General features: G+C 39.2%; 17 protein-coding genes. 13 read left to right on the top strand and 4 right to left on the bottom strand.

Annotated features, from left to right (window positions below; translation table 11 throughout):
- Window positions 1-154: 154 nt before the first annotated feature.
- From INQ00_RS00880 to mnmA, 10 genes are all read left to right on the top strand, one after another.
- On the top strand, window positions 155-1,498 hold the full coding sequence (locus tag INQ00_RS00880; protein WP_197547014.1) for a Na(+)-translocating NADH-quinone reductase subunit A: 1,344 nt from the start codon (window positions 155-157) through the stop codon (window positions 1,496-1,498).
- 2 nt (window positions 1,499-1,500) lie between these two features.
- Window positions 1,501-2,736, top strand: a complete 1,236-nt coding sequence (locus tag INQ00_RS00875; RefSeq protein ID WP_049358020.1) for an NADH:ubiquinone reductase (Na(+)-transporting) subunit B — start codon at window positions 1,501-1,503, stop codon at window positions 2,734-2,736.
- Complete coding sequence (locus INQ00_RS00870; RefSeq protein WP_111327723.1) at window positions 2,729-3,520, top strand: Na(+)-translocating NADH-quinone reductase subunit C; 792 nt, start codon at window positions 2,729-2,731, stop codon at window positions 3,518-3,520. The genes INQ00_RS00875 and INQ00_RS00870 overlap by 8 nt, the downstream gene beginning before the upstream one ends.
- Window positions 3,520-4,149 (top strand): NADH:ubiquinone reductase (Na(+)-transporting) subunit D, encoded by a 630-nt coding sequence (locus tag INQ00_RS00865; protein ID WP_005695375.1) that lies wholly within the window; start codon window positions 3,520-3,522, stop codon window positions 4,147-4,149. The genes INQ00_RS00870 and INQ00_RS00865 overlap by 1 nt, the downstream gene beginning before the upstream one ends.
- A 3-nt stretch (window positions 4,150-4,152) precedes the next feature.
- Window positions 4,153-4,749 carry an NADH:ubiquinone reductase (Na(+)-transporting) subunit E gene (gene nqrE / locus INQ00_RS00860; protein ID WP_049367352.1) on the top strand — a complete coding sequence of 199 codons (597 nt, stop codon included), beginning with the start codon at window positions 4,153-4,155 and terminating at the stop codon, window positions 4,747-4,749.
- Between the two features lie 10 nt (window positions 4,750-4,759).
- The gene (gene nqrF, locus INQ00_RS00855) at window positions 4,760-5,995 is read left to right on the top strand and encodes an NADH:ubiquinone reductase (Na(+)-transporting) subunit F (RefSeq protein WP_111327722.1); all 1,236 of its coding nucleotides are present in this window, start codon (window positions 4,760-4,762) and stop codon (window positions 5,993-5,995) included.
- A gap of 144 nt (window positions 5,996-6,139) precedes the next feature.
- On the top strand, window positions 6,140-7,180 hold the full coding sequence (locus INQ00_RS00850; RefSeq protein WP_005695379.1) for an FAD:protein FMN transferase: 1,041 nt from the start codon (window positions 6,140-6,142) through the stop codon (window positions 7,178-7,180).
- Window positions 7,181-7,182: 2 nt separating this feature from the next.
- On the top strand, window positions 7,183-7,443 hold the full coding sequence (gene nqrM, locus INQ00_RS00845) for a (Na+)-NQR maturation NqrM (protein ID WP_049362637.1): 261 nt from the start codon (window positions 7,183-7,185) through the stop codon (window positions 7,441-7,443).
- A 30-nt stretch (window positions 7,444-7,473) separates the two neighbouring features.
- On the top strand, window positions 7,474-7,680 hold the full coding sequence (locus tag INQ00_RS00840; RefSeq protein WP_014064153.1) for a tautomerase family protein: 207 nt from the start codon (window positions 7,474-7,476) through the stop codon (window positions 7,678-7,680).
- 111 nt (window positions 7,681-7,791) lie between these two features.
- Window positions 7,792-8,943, top strand: a complete 1,152-nt coding sequence (gene mnmA / locus INQ00_RS00835) for a tRNA 2-thiouridine(34) synthase MnmA (RefSeq protein WP_197547013.1) — start codon at window positions 7,792-7,794, stop codon at window positions 8,941-8,943.
- 45 nt (window positions 8,944-8,988) lie between these two features.
- Here mnmA and rplS read toward each other — a convergent pair whose 3' ends face one another.
- The 4 genes from rplS to rpsP are packed head-to-tail and all read right to left on the bottom strand — an operon-like array spanning window position 8,989 to window position 10,970.
- Complete coding sequence (gene rplS, locus INQ00_RS00830; protein WP_049358025.1) at window positions 8,989-9,339, bottom strand: 50S ribosomal protein L19; 351 nt, start codon at window positions 9,337-9,339, stop codon at window positions 8,989-8,991.
- 36 nt (window positions 9,340-9,375) lie between these two features.
- The gene (gene trmD, locus INQ00_RS00825) at window positions 9,376-10,116 is read right to left on the bottom strand and encodes a tRNA (guanosine(37)-N1)-methyltransferase TrmD (RefSeq protein WP_197547012.1); all 741 of its coding nucleotides are present in this window, start codon (window positions 10,114-10,116) and stop codon (window positions 9,376-9,378) included.
- Between the two features lie 37 nt (window positions 10,117-10,153).
- Window positions 10,154-10,681, bottom strand: a complete 528-nt coding sequence (gene rimM, locus INQ00_RS00820) for a ribosome maturation factor RimM (protein WP_197547011.1) — start codon at window positions 10,679-10,681, stop codon at window positions 10,154-10,156.
- Window positions 10,682-10,724: 43 nt separating this feature from the next.
- Window positions 10,725-10,970 carry a 30S ribosomal protein S16 gene (gene rpsP / locus INQ00_RS00815; protein WP_111303547.1) on the bottom strand — a complete coding sequence of 82 codons (246 nt, stop codon included), beginning with the start codon at window positions 10,968-10,970 and terminating at the stop codon, window positions 10,725-10,727.
- Window positions 10,971-11,280: 310 nt separating this feature from the next.
- Here rpsP and INQ00_RS00810 point away from each other — a divergent pair, with 310 nt between their 5' ends.
- From INQ00_RS00810 to INQ00_RS00800, 3 genes are all read left to right on the top strand, one after another.
- Window positions 11,281-12,060: a hypothetical protein gene (locus tag INQ00_RS00810; protein ID WP_197547010.1), complete on the top strand. Its 780-nt coding sequence runs from the start codon at window positions 11,281-11,283 to the stop codon at window positions 12,058-12,060.
- Between the two features lie 24 nt (window positions 12,061-12,084).
- A complete protein-coding gene (nadN, locus tag INQ00_RS00805) occupies window positions 12,085-13,896 on the top strand; it encodes an NAD nucleotidase (protein ID WP_049357781.1) in 1,812 nt (603 codons plus the stop codon).
- Window positions 13,897-14,241: 345 nt separating this feature from the next.
- Window positions 14,242-14,889 (top strand): phosphate/phosphite/phosphonate ABC transporter substrate-binding protein, encoded by a 648-nt coding sequence (locus INQ00_RS00800; RefSeq protein WP_232086619.1) that lies wholly within the window; start codon window positions 14,242-14,244, stop codon window positions 14,887-14,889.
- Window positions 14,890-14,933 lie beyond the last annotated feature (44 nt).

Here is a 14,933-nt window from a genome sequence, read left to right as displayed (position 1 = left end):
AATTAAACAGATTTGAGTTTTTGAATTTATGTGTCAGTTAATAACGCTTTGATCTTAAAAGTGTTTTCTGGTCACGCTCAATCGTGAGATTGCTTTTAGAGTGTATGCTTTAATCGCAATCGTGTTTTTAACCTAGAAAAGTAGTGCAAACAGTATGATTACAATCAAAAAAGGCTTGGATCTTCCTATTGCAGGAAAACCAGCACAAGTAATCCATAGCGGTAACGCTGTGAATCAGGTTGCGATTCTTGGTGAAGAGTATGTGGGTATGCGTCCTTCTATGAAGGTACGTGAAGGCGATGTTGTGAAAAAAGGCCAAGTGCTTTTTGAAGACAAGAAAAACCCTGGAGTGGTTTTCACAGCCCCTGCAAGTGGTACTATCACTGTAATTAATCGTGGCGAAAAACGTGTATTACAATCTGTGGTCATTGATGTGCAAGGTAACGATCAAGTTACTTTCGCTAAATATAACGCAGGTGAGCTCAATACGCTTTCTTCTGAACAAGTTAAACAAAACCTCGTTGAATCCGGTTTGTGGACAGCATTCCGCACCCGTCCGTTCAGCAAAGTGCCTGCCTTAGATGCAGAACCTTCTTCTCTGTTTGTAAATGCGATGGATACTAATCCTTTGGCAGCAAATCCAGAGGTGGTGTTAAAAGAGCATTGGCAAGATTTTATTGACGGTTTAACAGTATTAAGTCGTCTATTCCCAAATAAACCATTAAATCTATGTAAAGCGGGTAATAGTAATATTCCAACCGTGGATTTAGCTAACCTAAAAGTACATGATTTTGGCGGTGTTCACCCTGCAGGTTTAGTGGGTACACATATTCACTTTATCGATCCGGTTGGTGTTCATAAAACCGTATGGCACATCAATTACCAAGATGTGATTGCTGTAGGTAAATTATTCACTACGGGCGAACTTTATGTTGAGCGCGTTGTTTCTCTTGCTGGTCCGCAAGTGAAAGAGCCTCGTCTAGTTCGTACCGTAATTGGTGCTAACCTTTCTCAATTAACGGCAGGTGAGTTAAAAGACGGTAATAACCGTGTGATTTCTGGTTCTGTGCTTTGTGGTCAAACAGCAAAAGATGCTCACGACTATTTAGGTCGTTATGCATTACAAGTTTCTGTGATTGCAGAAGGTAATGAGAAAGAGTTCTTAGGTTGGATCACTCCACAATCGAACAAATATTCGATTACCCGTACCGTATTAGGCCACTTTGGTAAAAAATTATTCAACTTCACTACTGCAGAAAATGGTGGTGAGCGTGCAATGGTACCAATCGGTAGCTATGAGCGCGTGATGCCGTTGGATATTTTACCGACATTATTATTACGTGATTTAATCGTGGGCGATACCGACGGTTCACAAGCGTTAGGTTGTCTTGAATTAGATGAAGAAGACTTAGCGTTATGTTCTTTCGTTTGCCCGGGCAAATATGAATACGGTTCAATCTTGCGTCAAGTATTAGATAAGATTGAGAAGGAAGGTTAAAAATGGGTTTAAAAAATCTTTTTGAAAAAATGGAACCCGCGTTTTTACCAGGCGGTAAATACAGCAAGCTTTATCCGATCTTTGAATCGATTTATACCTTGCTTTACACACCAGGTACGGTAACGCACAAAAACACACACGTTCGTGATGCGTTAGACTCAAAACGTATGATGATTACGGTTTTCCTTGCGTTGTTCCCTGCGATTTTCTACGGGATGTACAATGTGGGTAACCAAGCGATCCCCGCTTTAAATCAATTAGGCAATTTAGATCAATTGATTGCTAACGATTGGCACTATGCGCTTGCAAGTTCATTAGGTTTAGACTTAACCAATAATGCAACTTGGGGCTCAAAAATGGCGTTAGGGGCGATCTTCTTCTTACCAATTTACTTAGTGGTATTCACTGTTTGTACAATTTGGGAATTATTGTTCTCAGTGGTGCGTGGTCATGAAGTAAATGAAGGGATGTTCGTTTCAACCATTTTATTTGCGTTAATCGTTCCACCAACATTGCCATTATGGCAAGCGGCACTTGGTATCAGCTTTGGTATCGTGGTAGCGAAAGAAATCTTCGGTGGTGTAGGTCGTAACTTTATGAACCCTGCGCTTGCTGGCCGTGCATTTTTATTCTTTGCTTATCCGGCTCAAATTTCCGGTGACTTAGTATGGACTGCTGCAGATGGTTTCTCTGGTGCAACCGCACTTTCACAATGGTCTCAAGGTGGTCAAGCAGCATTACAACACACTGTAACCGGTCAACCTATTACTTGGATGGATGCATTCATCGGTAATATTCCTGGTTCAATGGGTGAGGTTTCAACGCTTGCGTTATTAATCGGTGGTGCGTTAATTGTATTCACCCGTATTGCTTCTTGGCGCATTATGGCTGGTGTCATGATCGGTATGATTGGTACAGCAACCTTATTCAACTTAATCGGTTCTGATTCTAATCAAATGTTCTCAATGCCTTGGCATTGGCACTTTGTATTAGGTGGTTTTGCACTTGGTATGATCTTCATGGCTACAGACCCTGTATCAGCTTCATTCACCAATACGGGTAAATGGTGGTACGGTGCGTTAATTGGCGTGATGGCTGTATTAATTCGTACAGTGAACCCAGCTTATCCAGAAGGGATGATGTTAGCGATTTTATTTGCAAACTTATTTGCACCAATTTTTGACTACATCGTGGTTCAAGCAAATATCAAACGTCGGAGAGCAAGAACAAATGGCTAAATTTAATAAAGATAGCGTTAGCGGTACAGTTACCGTTGTTGTGTTGCTAAGTTTAGTGTGTTCTATCGTGGTTTCTGGTGCTGCAGTAGCATTAAAATCCAAACAAGATGAACAAAAAGCACTCGACGTTCAACGTAACATTTTAACTGTTGCTGGCTTAATGAAAGAAGATAATGCATCAGTAATCAAAGACACTTACAACAAATTTATTGAACCTCGTTTAGTGGATTTGCAAAGTGGTGATTACGTTCAAGCTTCAGCAGAAGAAATCAACAAATTTGAACCTAAAGATGCCATTAAAGATCCTGCAAAAAGCCAAGCAATTCCAGCGGAAGCAGATAAAGCAGGAATTAAAGTTCGTGCAAATCAAGCACGTGTTTATCTTGTAAAAGATGAGCAAGGCAATGTCAGCCAAGTCGTATTACCAATGTATGGTCGCGGTTTATGGTCAACCATGTACGGTTTCGTTTCGGTTGCACCAGATGGAAATACCATCAAAGGTATCACTTACTATGACCAAGGTGAAACAGCCGGTCTTGGGGGCGAAATTGCGAACCCTCGTTGGCAAGCACAGTTTGTCGATAAAAAATTATTCGATGAACAAGGTAACCAAAAATTCAAAATCTACAAAGGTAGCTCTGCTGCAGATAAAGAGCACGGTGTAGATGGTTTATCAGGTGCAACTTTAACCAGTAACGGTGTTCAAGGTTCATTTGATTATTGGTTCAGCCAAAATGGCTTTGGTCCATTCTTAGCGAAATTTAAAGCAGGAGAAATCAAATAATGGCTGATGCAAAAGTAAATTTGAAAGGTCTTTTATTCGATCCTATTGTTAAAAATAACCCGATTGCCTTGCAAATTTTGGGTATCTGTTCTGCATTAGCGGTAACAACCCAATTACAAACAGCGATCGTAATGGCGATTGCGGTAAGTTTGGTAACCGGTTTTTCCAGTTTGTTTATTTCATTGATTCGTAACTATATTCCAAATAGTATCCGTATCATTGTGCAACTGGCGATTATCGCGTCTTTAGTAATCTTGGTTGACCAAGTATTAAAAGCTTATGCTTATGGTTTATCTAAACAGCTCTCTGTATTCGTCGGTCTTATCATTACAAACTGTATCGTAATGGGCCGTGCAGAAGCGTTTGCGATGAAATCACCACCGTTAGAAAGCTTTGTTGACGGTATCGGTAACGGTTTAGGTTATGGTGCGATCTTATTAATTGTCGCCACATTACGTGAATTAATCGGTTCTGGTCGTTTGTTCGGTTTCCCTGTATTCCAAACTATTCAAGACGGCGGTTGGTATCAACCAAACGGTTTATTCCTTCTTGCACCAAGTGCGTTCTTTATTATCGGCTTCGTTATTTGGGGCTTAAGAACGTGGAAACCTGAGCAACAGGAGAAATAATCAATGGAACATTATATTAGCCTATTCGTGAAGGCGATCTTCATTGAAAACATGGCGCTCTCTTTCTTCTTAGGGATGTGTACTTTCCTTGCGGTTTCTAAGAAAGTTTCCACGGCGTTTGGCCTTGGTGTTGCAGTAGTCGTCGTACTTGGTATTGCGGTACCCGCTAACCAATTTGTGTACGAACACGTATTAAAAGATGGTGCATTGGTAGAAGGTGTGAGCCTTGAGTTCTTAAACTTCATTACCTTTATCGGGATTATCGCGGGTCTTGTTCAATTACTTGAAATGACCTTAGATAAATTCTTCCCTGCACTTTATAACGCATTAGGTATCTTCCTTCCGCTTATCGCCGTAAACTGTGCGATCTTCGGTGGTGTATCTTTTGCCGTGCAACGTGAATACACTTTTGCAGAATCTGCAGTTTATGGTGTGGGTGCAGGGTTAGGTTGGATGTTAGCAATCGTTGCGCTTGCAGGCTTAACCGAAAAAATGAAATATGCCGATGTACCGGCAGGCTTAAAAGGATTAGGGATTACCTTTATTACTGCAGGCTTGATGGCGCTTGGCTTTATGTCATTCTCTGGAATTCAGTTATAAGGAGGCATAAATGAGCGAATCTTCAATTTTATTATTAGGTGTTGCGGCATTTACGGTTATCCTTTTAGTGCTCGTTGCGATTATTTTATTCGCTAAATCAAAATTAGTGGATTCTGGTGATATCACCATTTCTATTAATGACGATCCTGAAAAAGCGATCACTTTACCAGCTGGTGGCAAATTACTTGGCGCGTTAGCAAGTAAAGGTATTTTCGTTTCTTCTGCTTGTGGTGGCGGTGGCTCTTGTGGCCAATGTATTGTGAAAGTGAAAAGTGGTGGTGGTGAAATTCTCCCAACTGAACTTTCTCATATTAATAAACGTGAAGCAAAAGAAGGTTATCGTTTAGCTTGCCAAGTAAACGTAAAAGGCAGCATGGACGTTGAATTACCAGAAGAAATCTTCGGCGTGAAAAAATGGGAATGTACTGTTATTTCTAATGATAACAAAGCAACCTTTATTAAAGAGCTTAAATTGGCTATTCCTGAAGGTGAAGAAGTTCCTTTCCGTGCTGGTGGTTATATCCAAATCGAAGCTGATCCACATACGGTTTACTATAAAGATTTCGATATTCCAGAAGAATACCACGAAGATTGGGACAAATACGATTTATGGCGTTATGTGTCTAAAGTGGATGAGCATATTATCCGTGCTTACTCAATGGCTTCATACCCAGAAGAGAAAGGCATTATTATGCTTAACGTGCGTATTGCAACGCCTCCACCACGTCAACCTGATGCGCCTCCAGGTCAAATGTCTTCTTACATTTGGTCATTAAAACCAGGTGATAAAGTGACAATTTCAGGTCCATTCGGTGAATTCTTTGCGAAAGAAACCGACAACGAAATGGTCTTCATCGGTGGTGGTGCGGGTATGGCACCAATGCGTTCTCATATCTTTGACCAATTAAAACGTTTACACTCTAAACGTAAAATGTCATTCTGGTATGGTGCACGTTCTAAACGTGAAATGTTCTATGTGGAAGATTTTGATCAGCTTCAAGCAGAAAATCCAAACTTTACATGGCACGTGGCATTATCTGATCCGTTACCAGAAGATAACTGGACAGGTTACACCGGCTTTATTCACAACGTACTTTATGAAAACTACTTGAAAAATCATGAAGCACCAGAAGATTGTGAATACTACATGTGTGGACCTCCGGTGATGAACGCTGCGGTAATCAAAATGTTGAAAGACCTCGGTGTTGAAGATGAAAACATCTTATTAGATGACTTCGGTGGTTGATTTTAGTTAATCAAAACATCATGAAAACTGACCGCACTTTGTGATGAAGTGCGGTCAAAATTTAAGGTGTTTTTAGAAAATTTTCTATGATTACAGGTAAATTTTGTTTAGTTTGCTAGTAGTTCACAGATTTAGGAAATCCAGATGAAAAAATTAATAAGCGGTATCGTGGCGGTGGCAATGGCATTAAGTCTTGCAGCCTGTGAAAAAGAAACAAAAGTTATCTCATTAAGTGGTAAAACAATGGGAACAACTTATCATGTTAAATACCTTGATGAAGGCTCAATGAAAGCAACATCTGAAAAGACGCATGAAGAAATTGAAGCTATCTTAAAAGATGTGAACGCGAAAATGTCCACTTACAAAAAAGATTCGGAATTGAGTCGTTTCAATCAAAATACCCAAGTGAATACACCGATTGAGATTTCAGCAGATTTTGCCAAAGTATTGGCCGAAGCGATTCGTTTAAATAAAGTGACTGAAGGTGCATTGGATGTAACTGTTGGCCCTGTCGTTAATTTATGGGGATTTGGCCCGGAAAAACGTCCAGAAAAACAACCTACACCAGAACAATTAGCTGAACGCCAAGCTTGGGTTGGTATTGATAAAATTGCCCTCGATATGAGTGCTGCCAAACCGACATTAAGCAAAGCACTTCCTCAAGTTTATGTCGATTTGTCCTCGATTGCTAAAGGCTTTGGCGTTGATCTGGTCGCTGAAAAGTTAGAACAATTAAATGCTCAGAATTACATGGTTGAAATCGGCGGAGAAATTCGTGCGAAAGGAAAAAATATTGAAGGCAAACCTTGGCAGATCGCAATTGAAAAACCAACTACAACAGGTGAAAGAGCGGTTGAAGCTGTCATTGGATTAGACAATATGGGAATGGCAAGTTCTGGCGATTATCGAATTTACTTTGAAGAAAATGGTAAACGCTTTGCTCATGAAATTGATCCGAAAACAGGTTATCCAATTCAGCATCATTTAGCCTCAATTACGGTACTTGCACCAACTTCAATGACTGCAGATGGCTTATCAACAGGGTTATTTGTGCTTGGTGAAGACAAGGCGTTAGAAGTGGCTGAGAAAAATAATCTTGCCGTTTATTTAATCATTAAAACAGATAATGGTTTTGTGACAAAATCATCCTCTGCTTTCAAAAAATTAACAGAAACAAAAGAATAGTTATGCAAACTTTATTTTTTACTTTAATCGCTTTCGTCGCAATTATATTGTTGATGTCTATCGGATTTATTATCAAAAAACAAAGTTTAAAAGGCAGCTGCGGTGGTTTATCTACCCTTGGTATTGCCAAAGCTTGTGATTGTGATAAACCTTGCGACACGCTTCAATCAAAATTAGATGCGGGCGATAAACAAGCAAAAGCCGAATATGAACAAAAATTTGCGAAGAAAGACGATGATTCGCAATTTTATGAAGTGAAGTAGTTCCATTTAACGTTGTGATGAGAGAACAGTATGCCCTATGTCAATATTAAAGTGACCGGTGGAGCAGAGGCGCCGACAGCTAAACAAAAAGCAGAGTTAATTGAAGGTGTCACCCATTTATTACAGAAAGTGTTAAACAAAAATCCCGAAACAACAGTGGTGGTTATTGACGAAGTCGATATGGATAACTGGGGGATTGGAGGGAAAACGGTAACTTCTCGACGTTCAATGAAGTGATCATGCCGTAACCTGTATGAAAGTGCCCGAAATTGTCGGGCATTTTTACTCTTACTTGATTTGCGGTAGAATGCCCAATTATTTATTTAGTGGAACATTTATTACTAAACTATGAAATCACAAACCTACGAAAAACATTTTCCGAAACTCTCTGCAGAACAACTTGCCGAAAATGCCACTAAAAAAGTCATTTGCGGTATGTCCGGCGGGGTAGATTCTTCGGTGTCTGCCTTTATTCTTCAACAACAAGGCTACCAAGTGGAAGGCCTGTTTATGAAAAACTGGGAAGAAGATGACGATACCGATTATTGTACAGCCGCAGCGGATCTTGCTGATGCGCAAGCAGTATGTGACAAGCTAGGTATTAAGCTACATAAAATCAATTTTGCGGCAGAATATTGGGATAACGTGTTTGAACATTTCTTAACAGAATACAAAGCTGGTCGTACGCCAAACCCAGATATTTTGTGCAATAAAGAAATTAAATTTAAAGCTTTCTTGGAATATGCAGCGGAAGATTTGGGCGCTAACTATATTGCTACCGGCCATTATGTACGTCGTCGTGGTGCAGATGATCAAGCGGAGCTATTGCGCGGATTAGATGGCAACAAAGACCAAAGCTATTTCCTTTACACGTTGAGTAAAAATCAGGTAGGCCAAAGCCTTTTCCCTGTTGGTGAAATTGAAAAGCCGATCGTACGTGCTATTGCAGAAGATTTAGGTTTAATTACCGCGAAGAAAAAAGACTCTACCGGTATTTGTTTTATCGGTGAGCGTAAGTTTAAGGATTTCTTAGCTCGTTACTTACCGGCTCAACCTGGTGATATTCGTACTGTTGATGGTGAAATTATTGGTCGCCATGATGGTTTGATGTATCACACGTTGGGACAGCGTAAAGGGTTAGGCATTGGTGGTTTAAAAAATGCGGGTGATGAGGCTTGGTATGTGGTAGATAAGGATGTTGAAAATAATGAGCTTATTGTCGCTCAGGGGCATGACCATCCTCGTTTATTTTCAAAAGGTTTGATTGCTAGCCAATTACATTGGGTTGATCGCGAGCCAATTCGTGAATTAGTACGTTGCACGGTTAAAACACGTTATCGCCAACAAGATATTCCTTGTGTGATTGAACCGATTGATGATGAAACTATTCGAGTGATTTTCGATGAACCTCAATCAGCCGTCACACCAGGACAATCTGCCGTATTTTACCTTGGTGAAATTTGTTTGGGCGGTGGGATTATCGAAGAACGGATTAAATAACCTAACAAAAAAGGCTTGGGATCCCAAGCCTTTTTCTTTGCGAAATTATTCGCCCAAACGCTCTTTAATACGAGCAGATTTACCTGAACGTTCACGTAAGTAGTAAAGTTTAGCTTTACGTACTGCACCTTTACGTTTAACAGTGATTGAATCTACAACTGGTGAGTGAGTTTGGAATACACGCTCAACACCTACACCGTTAGACACTTTACGTAAAGTAAATGCTGAGTGCAAGCCACGGTTACGAATTGCAATAACCACGCCTTCGAATGCTTGCAAACGACGTTTGCTACCTTCAACTACCCATACTTTAACTTCTAAAGTATCACCTGGGCGGAAGCTAGGTACGTTTTGTTTTAATTGTTCTTGTTCAAGTTGTTTGATAATGTTAGACATTGTTTGATCCTTTATTGATCCTAGATTTAACTGAAACTAACTGTTATATTCGGCTTGCGCCTCTTTTAACAGCTTACGTTGTTCGTCAGTCAGAGCTAGGCCTTCTAAGAGCTCAGGGCGTCGGAGCCACGTTCTTTGTAGCGATTGTTTTAATCGCCATTTGCGAATTTCTTCGTGATGTCCCGACATCAGCACGGATGGCACAGTTAATCCTTCTAACACTTCCGGTCTGGTGTAATGCGGGCAATCTAATAAACCGTCTGCAAAAGAATCTTCTTCTGCGGAGGCTTGTTTGCCTAATACACCGGGAATAAAACGAGCAACAGCATCAATTAATGTCATTGCCGGCAATTCCCCACCGGTCAGAACGTAATCGCCAATTGACCATTCTTCATCAATTTCAGTTTGAATCAACCGTTCATCAATACCTTCGTAACGTCCACATACCAAAATCAATTTCTGATTTTGAGCAAGCTCGGTTACACCGCCTTGATCGAGTTTACGTCCTTGTGGCGAAAGGTAAATCACCTTTGCGCCTTCTCCTGCCGCTGCTTTCGCAGCATGAATCACATCCCGTAAAGGTTGCACCATCATCAGCATTCCCGGGCCACCACCATAAGGACGGTCATCCACGGTTTTATGCTTATCGAATGTAAAATCTCTTGGATTCCAACATTCCACTTGCAGAAGATTATGTTTTACGGCTCTACCTGTAACCCCAAATTCCGTAATCGCTTTAAACATTTCGGGGAATAATGAAATCACCCCTATCCACATAAAAAGCCTACTACATTACGTTTGTGCATACTTGAGATTAGAAACCAGCGTCCCAATCCACTTCAATTGTTTTCGTGGTGAGATCGACTCTTTTAACTACTTGTTCATACAAGAACGGAATTAACCGCTCTTGTTTTCCAAAAGCATCTTTGGTATTGGCTTTTATCACTAACACATCATTAGAACCGGTTTCCATCATCTCTGTTACCGTTCCCATTGTATAACCTTCTAAGTTGACGACTGAACAACCGATTAAATCGTGCCAGTAATAATCCCCTTCTTCCAGTTCTGGGAATACAGATAAATCCACACCAATTTCAACAGTTGCTAAAATTTGTGCGGCTTCACGGTCATCAACGCCTTTTAATTTAACGATGATTTCGTGATTATGATGACGCCAATTTTCTAATTCTGCAGGCTGCCATTCACCTTTGATTTTTAAAAACCAAGGTTGATAATCAAAAATACTTTCAGCTTGTTCTGTTGATGAATAAATACGTAACCACCCACGAATACCGTAGGTTGAGCCTAATTTGCCCACAACTTCAATACGTTGTTGTTCCATATTTTCACCTATCTTAGTTTAAGAACTAAATCAAAAAGCGAGATTATGCTTTTTGAGCTTCTTTTACCAAAGTTGCAACACGGTCTGAAAGTGAAGCACCTTGAGCAACCCAGTGGTTTACACGCTCAAGATCAACACGAAGACGCTCTGCGTTACCTTGTGCGATTGGGTTGAAGAAACCTATACGCTCAATGAAACGACCGTCACGTGGTGAACGGCTGTCAGCTACTACGATTTGATAAAATGGGCGTTTTTTAGCTCCGCCACGAGATAAACGAATGGTTACCATAACCTTCCTCTAAATGTTTAATTACTAAAAGAATATTCCTAAACTCGAAAGCGATTTAAGAATATAGCTTACTTTTTTCTCTGTATATATAGACAAAAAGCCTGCGAGTTTTATACTTTTTGAGCAAAATTGCAAGTTTTGGATGAGCATTCTAATAAGTACGTTATATTCTCTTGAAAAAGTAAACATTATCATTCACATGCAATTTTGTTTTACGTATAATCTAAGAAACTCTCAAATAGTTTTAGGTCAAGTTTACGCGTTAAGCGGTATTTTATATTGATAAAATATCAGTTAAATGAGGTTTATTATGAAAATCAGTTTTCATTCTGTGTTACTTGGATTAGCGTCATGTATTGGCATTCAACAATCTGTGATAGCGAGTCCTCCTTCGTCTTCTCACCAATCAATATCTACTGAGTCCGCTGAGGCTTTAAAGCAACAATTTTCAATCGCTTTAGCTAAACAAGAAAAGCAACAAATTTCTATTTTACAGAAAAAACTCACCGCACTTTTTTCTTTACCTCCCCAATTTATTGATAATCAGATCCAAATAAGCGAAAAAATCCTCACTCGCATTTTTAAAACAGATAAAAATCTCACCCCTAAATTTCTTGATTATTTATACTTTGAACCGATAAATACTGGCGATGCTAATTTAATTCAGGAAATGAAGAAAAACTTACTGGTGTCTTTTTTAGCGAATGAGCAGGCAAAAATTTATATTCGTCAAACAGATAATTCGGAGCAATTTGTTCAGGCTTTAATAGAACGGGGAGCCAAACCAGATCAAATTATATTATTGTCTTTGGATGCTAAAGGCATATTTCAAAAAATTATTGAACAGATGCGTCAAGATTTTCCTAATCAAACAACTTTTTCTATTACTGAGAATCGAGTGAGTTTGATAACCCCTTCTTCTGAAATTAAGCCCCGCCTCGCTCTAGCCAATATGATGTTTGCTCGCCAATTTAAAGGGGTGGAGGTTGATGATTTTTCGTATTTGGATCAAGCACGTGAAAATCTTCAACACAATAACTATGCTATTCGTTATAAGACTTTCCAAGCAATGCTTGAAGGCTTAAATTAATCCGTTTACTCACAAGGAGCCATTATGTTTTTATCTAAAAAATCAGTTACCTTTGCAGTTAGTGCGTTAGCAATGCTTTGCTCAGGTGCAGCCTTTGCTAAAGAAGCGCCGCAAGCACATAAAGCTGTGGAGTTAAGTATCTTACATATTAACGACCACCATTCTTACTTGGAACCGCACGAAGCGAGAATTAATTTAAATGGTCAACAAACAAAGGTTGATATTGGTGGTTTTTCTGCTGTGAATGGGAAACTTTATGAGTTACGTAAAAAGTATAAAAATCCATTAGTGCTACATGCAGGTGATGCGATTACCGGTACGCTGTATTTCACCCTTTTTGGTGGTTCTGCTGATGCGGCTGTCATGAATGCTGGTAATTTCCATTATTTTACTTTGGGTAACCATGAATTTGACGCGGGTAATGAAGGTTTATTAAAACTACTCGAGCCATTAAAAATTCCAGTACTTTCAGCCAATGTTATTCCTGATAAAAATTCAATTTTATATAACAAATGGAAACCTTACGATATTTTCACTGTGGATGGAGAAAAAATTGCCATTATCGGTTTAGATACCGTGAATAAAACGGTTAATTCATCTTCACCAGGTAAGGATGTGAAGTTCTATGATGAAATTGCTACCGCACAAATTATGGCAAATGCGCTAAAACAACAAGGCATTAATAAAATCATTTTACTTTCACATGCAGGAAGTGAAAAAAATATCGAAATTGCTCAAAAAGTAAATGATATTGATGTGATCGTTACTGGGGATTCACATTATTTATACGGAAATGATGAATTACGTGGTTTAAAACTTCCAGTAATCTATGAATATCCGCTTGAATTTAAAAATCCGAATGGCGAACCGGTATTTGTAATGGAAGGTTGGGCTTATTCTGCTGTTGTGGGTGACTTAGGTGTTAAATTCAGTCCTGAAGGTATTGCGTCTATTACTCGTAAAATTCCTCATGTGTTAATGAGTTCTCATAAACTTCAAGTGAAAAATGCGGAAGGTAAATGGACTGAATTAACAGGCGATGAACGTAAAAAAGCGCTTGATACTTTAAAGTCAATGAAGAGTATTTCACTTGATGATCATGATGCAAAAACAGACATGCTTATTTCAAAATATAAAAGTGAAAAAGATCGTTTAGCACAAGAAATTGTTGGCGTCATCACCGGTTCTGCAATGCCGGGTGGTTCAGCAAATCGTATCCCAAATAAAGCAGGCTCAAATCCAGAAGGTTCTATTGCAACGCGTTTTATTGCAGAAACAATGTATAACGAACTCAAAACAGTGGATTTAACCATTCAAAATGCAGGCGGTGTTCGTGCGGATATTTTACCAGGCAATGTAACCTTTAATGATGCTTATACTTTCTTACCTTTCGGGAATACGTTATATACCTATAAAATGGAAGGTTCGTTAGTGAAACAAGTGCTTGAAGATGCGATGCAATTTGCTTTAGTTGATGGTTCTACAGGGGCATTCCCTTATGGCGCGGGCATTCGTTACGAAGCGAATGAAATACCAAATGCGGAAGGTAAACGTTTAGTCAGCGTGGAAGTATTGAATAAACAAACCCAACAATGGGAACCAATTGATGATAATAAACGTTATCTCGTTGGTACTAATGCTTATGTAGCTAGCGGTAAAGATGGTTACAAAACTTTTGGTAAATTATTTAACGATCCGAAATATGAAGGCGTTGATACTTACTTGCCTGATGCGGAAAGTTTCATTAAATTTATGAAAAAACATCCGCACTTTGAGGCTTACACTTCATCAAATGTGAAATTTAATGCTTCTAGTGATGCGTTACCTAAAAAATAAAAGCTAAAATATATTGAAAATAGCGCGTATTTAACACTCGATTTTATACCTCAGGCAAACCCACTTTATAGACCATCTGGTAAAGGTGGGTTTATTTTTTGTCGTTTTATCTCTTTCTATTACATTTCACTTTAGATTGCCATTCAAGCAGTCAGTTTCGTAGAGTTTTTACCATTACCTCATATTAATAAAGTCTGAATTATAAAAAGCGTAAAAAAGCCCATAGCACAAGGGCATTTTCTTGATATTTTGTGCTTGCTTGCATGTGTACTTTCGACGAACCTCTGTAATGGGCATAACTATGTCTATGGTGTTGTTCTGCTTCCGTAAAGTTATGATAATGAAATTGATGTAGCGTGGAACTCTCCCCTAGCTTGGTTAGACGGTTACTTACGTAGTGGTGGAAAAACCTTAAATGGTGCCATGCGTGATACCGACCAAGATCGTCAAAGCTATTTAGTTGTTAATGATCCAACTATCCAATCGATTGAAGATTTAAAAAATAAAACTATTGCTTTTGGTGCAATTGATTCTCCACAAGCGCGGTTAATTCCTATCGAGTTTTTACATCAACATGGCTTGGAATTTGGTCAAGATTATGTAGAAAAACGCTTTGATGTGGGTGTTGGTTTGCATGGCGATCATGTAGGCGGTGAATTAGATGCAGCCAATGCATTAAAAGATCGCCAAGTCTCTGCAACATGGATGTTAGATTTCAACTTTGAACGTTGGACAAAAGATGGCACACTCGATCCAGCAACAGTTCGAGTACTCGCAAAAACACCATCATTTGACCATTGTATTTTTAGTGGGCGCTTGGGATTAAATGAAACCAAATTCAATGCATTCACCGAAACCTTGTTCAAAATGGATTACAACAATCCAGAACATAAAGAAATGATGGATTTGGAAGGATTAAAACGTTGGGTTGCGGGCAGAACAAAAGGTTTTGCTCAATTACAAGCTGCCAATGAATATTTAAAATTCTTTTAAGATTGATATGTCATGATGGGCGTGTAATAAACGCCCATCATTGT

Origin of the sequence: Haemophilus parainfluenzae (assembly GCF_014931275.1) — a bacterium.
GTDB lineage: Bacteria > Pseudomonadota > Gammaproteobacteria > Enterobacterales > Pasteurellaceae > Haemophilus_D.
The sequence above is the reverse complement of the archived record's forward strand: the minus strand, read 5'-3'. Positions and strand labels throughout refer to the sequence as shown.

What these genes read in the sequence shown, in the direction of transcription:
- INQ00_RS00880 (WP_197547014.1), top strand. Translation starts at nt 155, where the DNA reads ATGATTACAATCAAAAAAGGCTTGGATCTTCCTATTGCAGGAAAACCA.
- INQ00_RS00875 (WP_049358020.1), top strand. Translation starts at nt 1,501, where the DNA reads ATGGGTTTAAAAAATCTTTTTGAAAAAATGGAACCCGCGTTTTTACCA.
- INQ00_RS00870 (WP_111327723.1), top strand. Translation starts at nt 2,729, where the DNA reads ATGGCTAAATTTAATAAAGATAGCGTTAGCGGTACAGTTACCGTTGTT.
- INQ00_RS00865 (WP_005695375.1), top strand. Translation starts at nt 3,520, where the DNA reads ATGGCTGATGCAAAAGTAAATTTGAAAGGTCTTTTATTCGATCCTATT.
- nqrE (WP_049367352.1), top strand. Translation starts at nt 4,153, where the DNA reads ATGGAACATTATATTAGCCTATTCGTGAAGGCGATCTTCATTGAAAAC.
- nqrF (WP_111327722.1), top strand. Translation starts at nt 4,760, where the DNA reads ATGAGCGAATCTTCAATTTTATTATTAGGTGTTGCGGCATTTACGGTT.
- INQ00_RS00850 (WP_005695379.1), top strand. Translation starts at nt 6,140, where the DNA reads ATGAAAAAATTAATAAGCGGTATCGTGGCGGTGGCAATGGCATTAAGT.
- nqrM (WP_049362637.1), top strand. Translation starts at nt 7,183, where the DNA reads ATGCAAACTTTATTTTTTACTTTAATCGCTTTCGTCGCAATTATATTG.
- INQ00_RS00840 (WP_014064153.1), top strand. Translation starts at nt 7,474, where the DNA reads ATGCCCTATGTCAATATTAAAGTGACCGGTGGAGCAGAGGCGCCGACA.
- mnmA (WP_197547013.1), top strand. Translation starts at nt 7,792, where the DNA reads ATGAAATCACAAACCTACGAAAAACATTTTCCGAAACTCTCTGCAGAA.
- rplS (WP_049358025.1), bottom strand. Translation starts at nt 9,339, where the DNA reads ATGTCTAACATTATCAAACAACTTGAACAAGAACAATTAAAACAAAAC.
- trmD (WP_197547012.1), bottom strand. Translation starts at nt 10,116, where the DNA reads ATGTGGATAGGGGTGATTTCATTATTCCCCGAAATGTTTAAAGCGATT.
- rimM (WP_197547011.1), bottom strand. Translation starts at nt 10,681, where the DNA reads ATGGAACAACAACGTATTGAAGTTGTGGGCAAATTAGGCTCAACCTAC.
- rpsP (WP_111303547.1), bottom strand. Translation starts at nt 10,970, where the DNA reads ATGGTAACCATTCGTTTATCTCGTGGCGGAGCTAAAAAACGCCCATTT.
- INQ00_RS00810 (WP_197547010.1), top strand. Translation starts at nt 11,281, where the DNA reads ATGAAAATCAGTTTTCATTCTGTGTTACTTGGATTAGCGTCATGTATT.
- nadN (WP_049357781.1), top strand. Translation starts at nt 12,085, where the DNA reads ATGTTTTTATCTAAAAAATCAGTTACCTTTGCAGTTAGTGCGTTAGCA.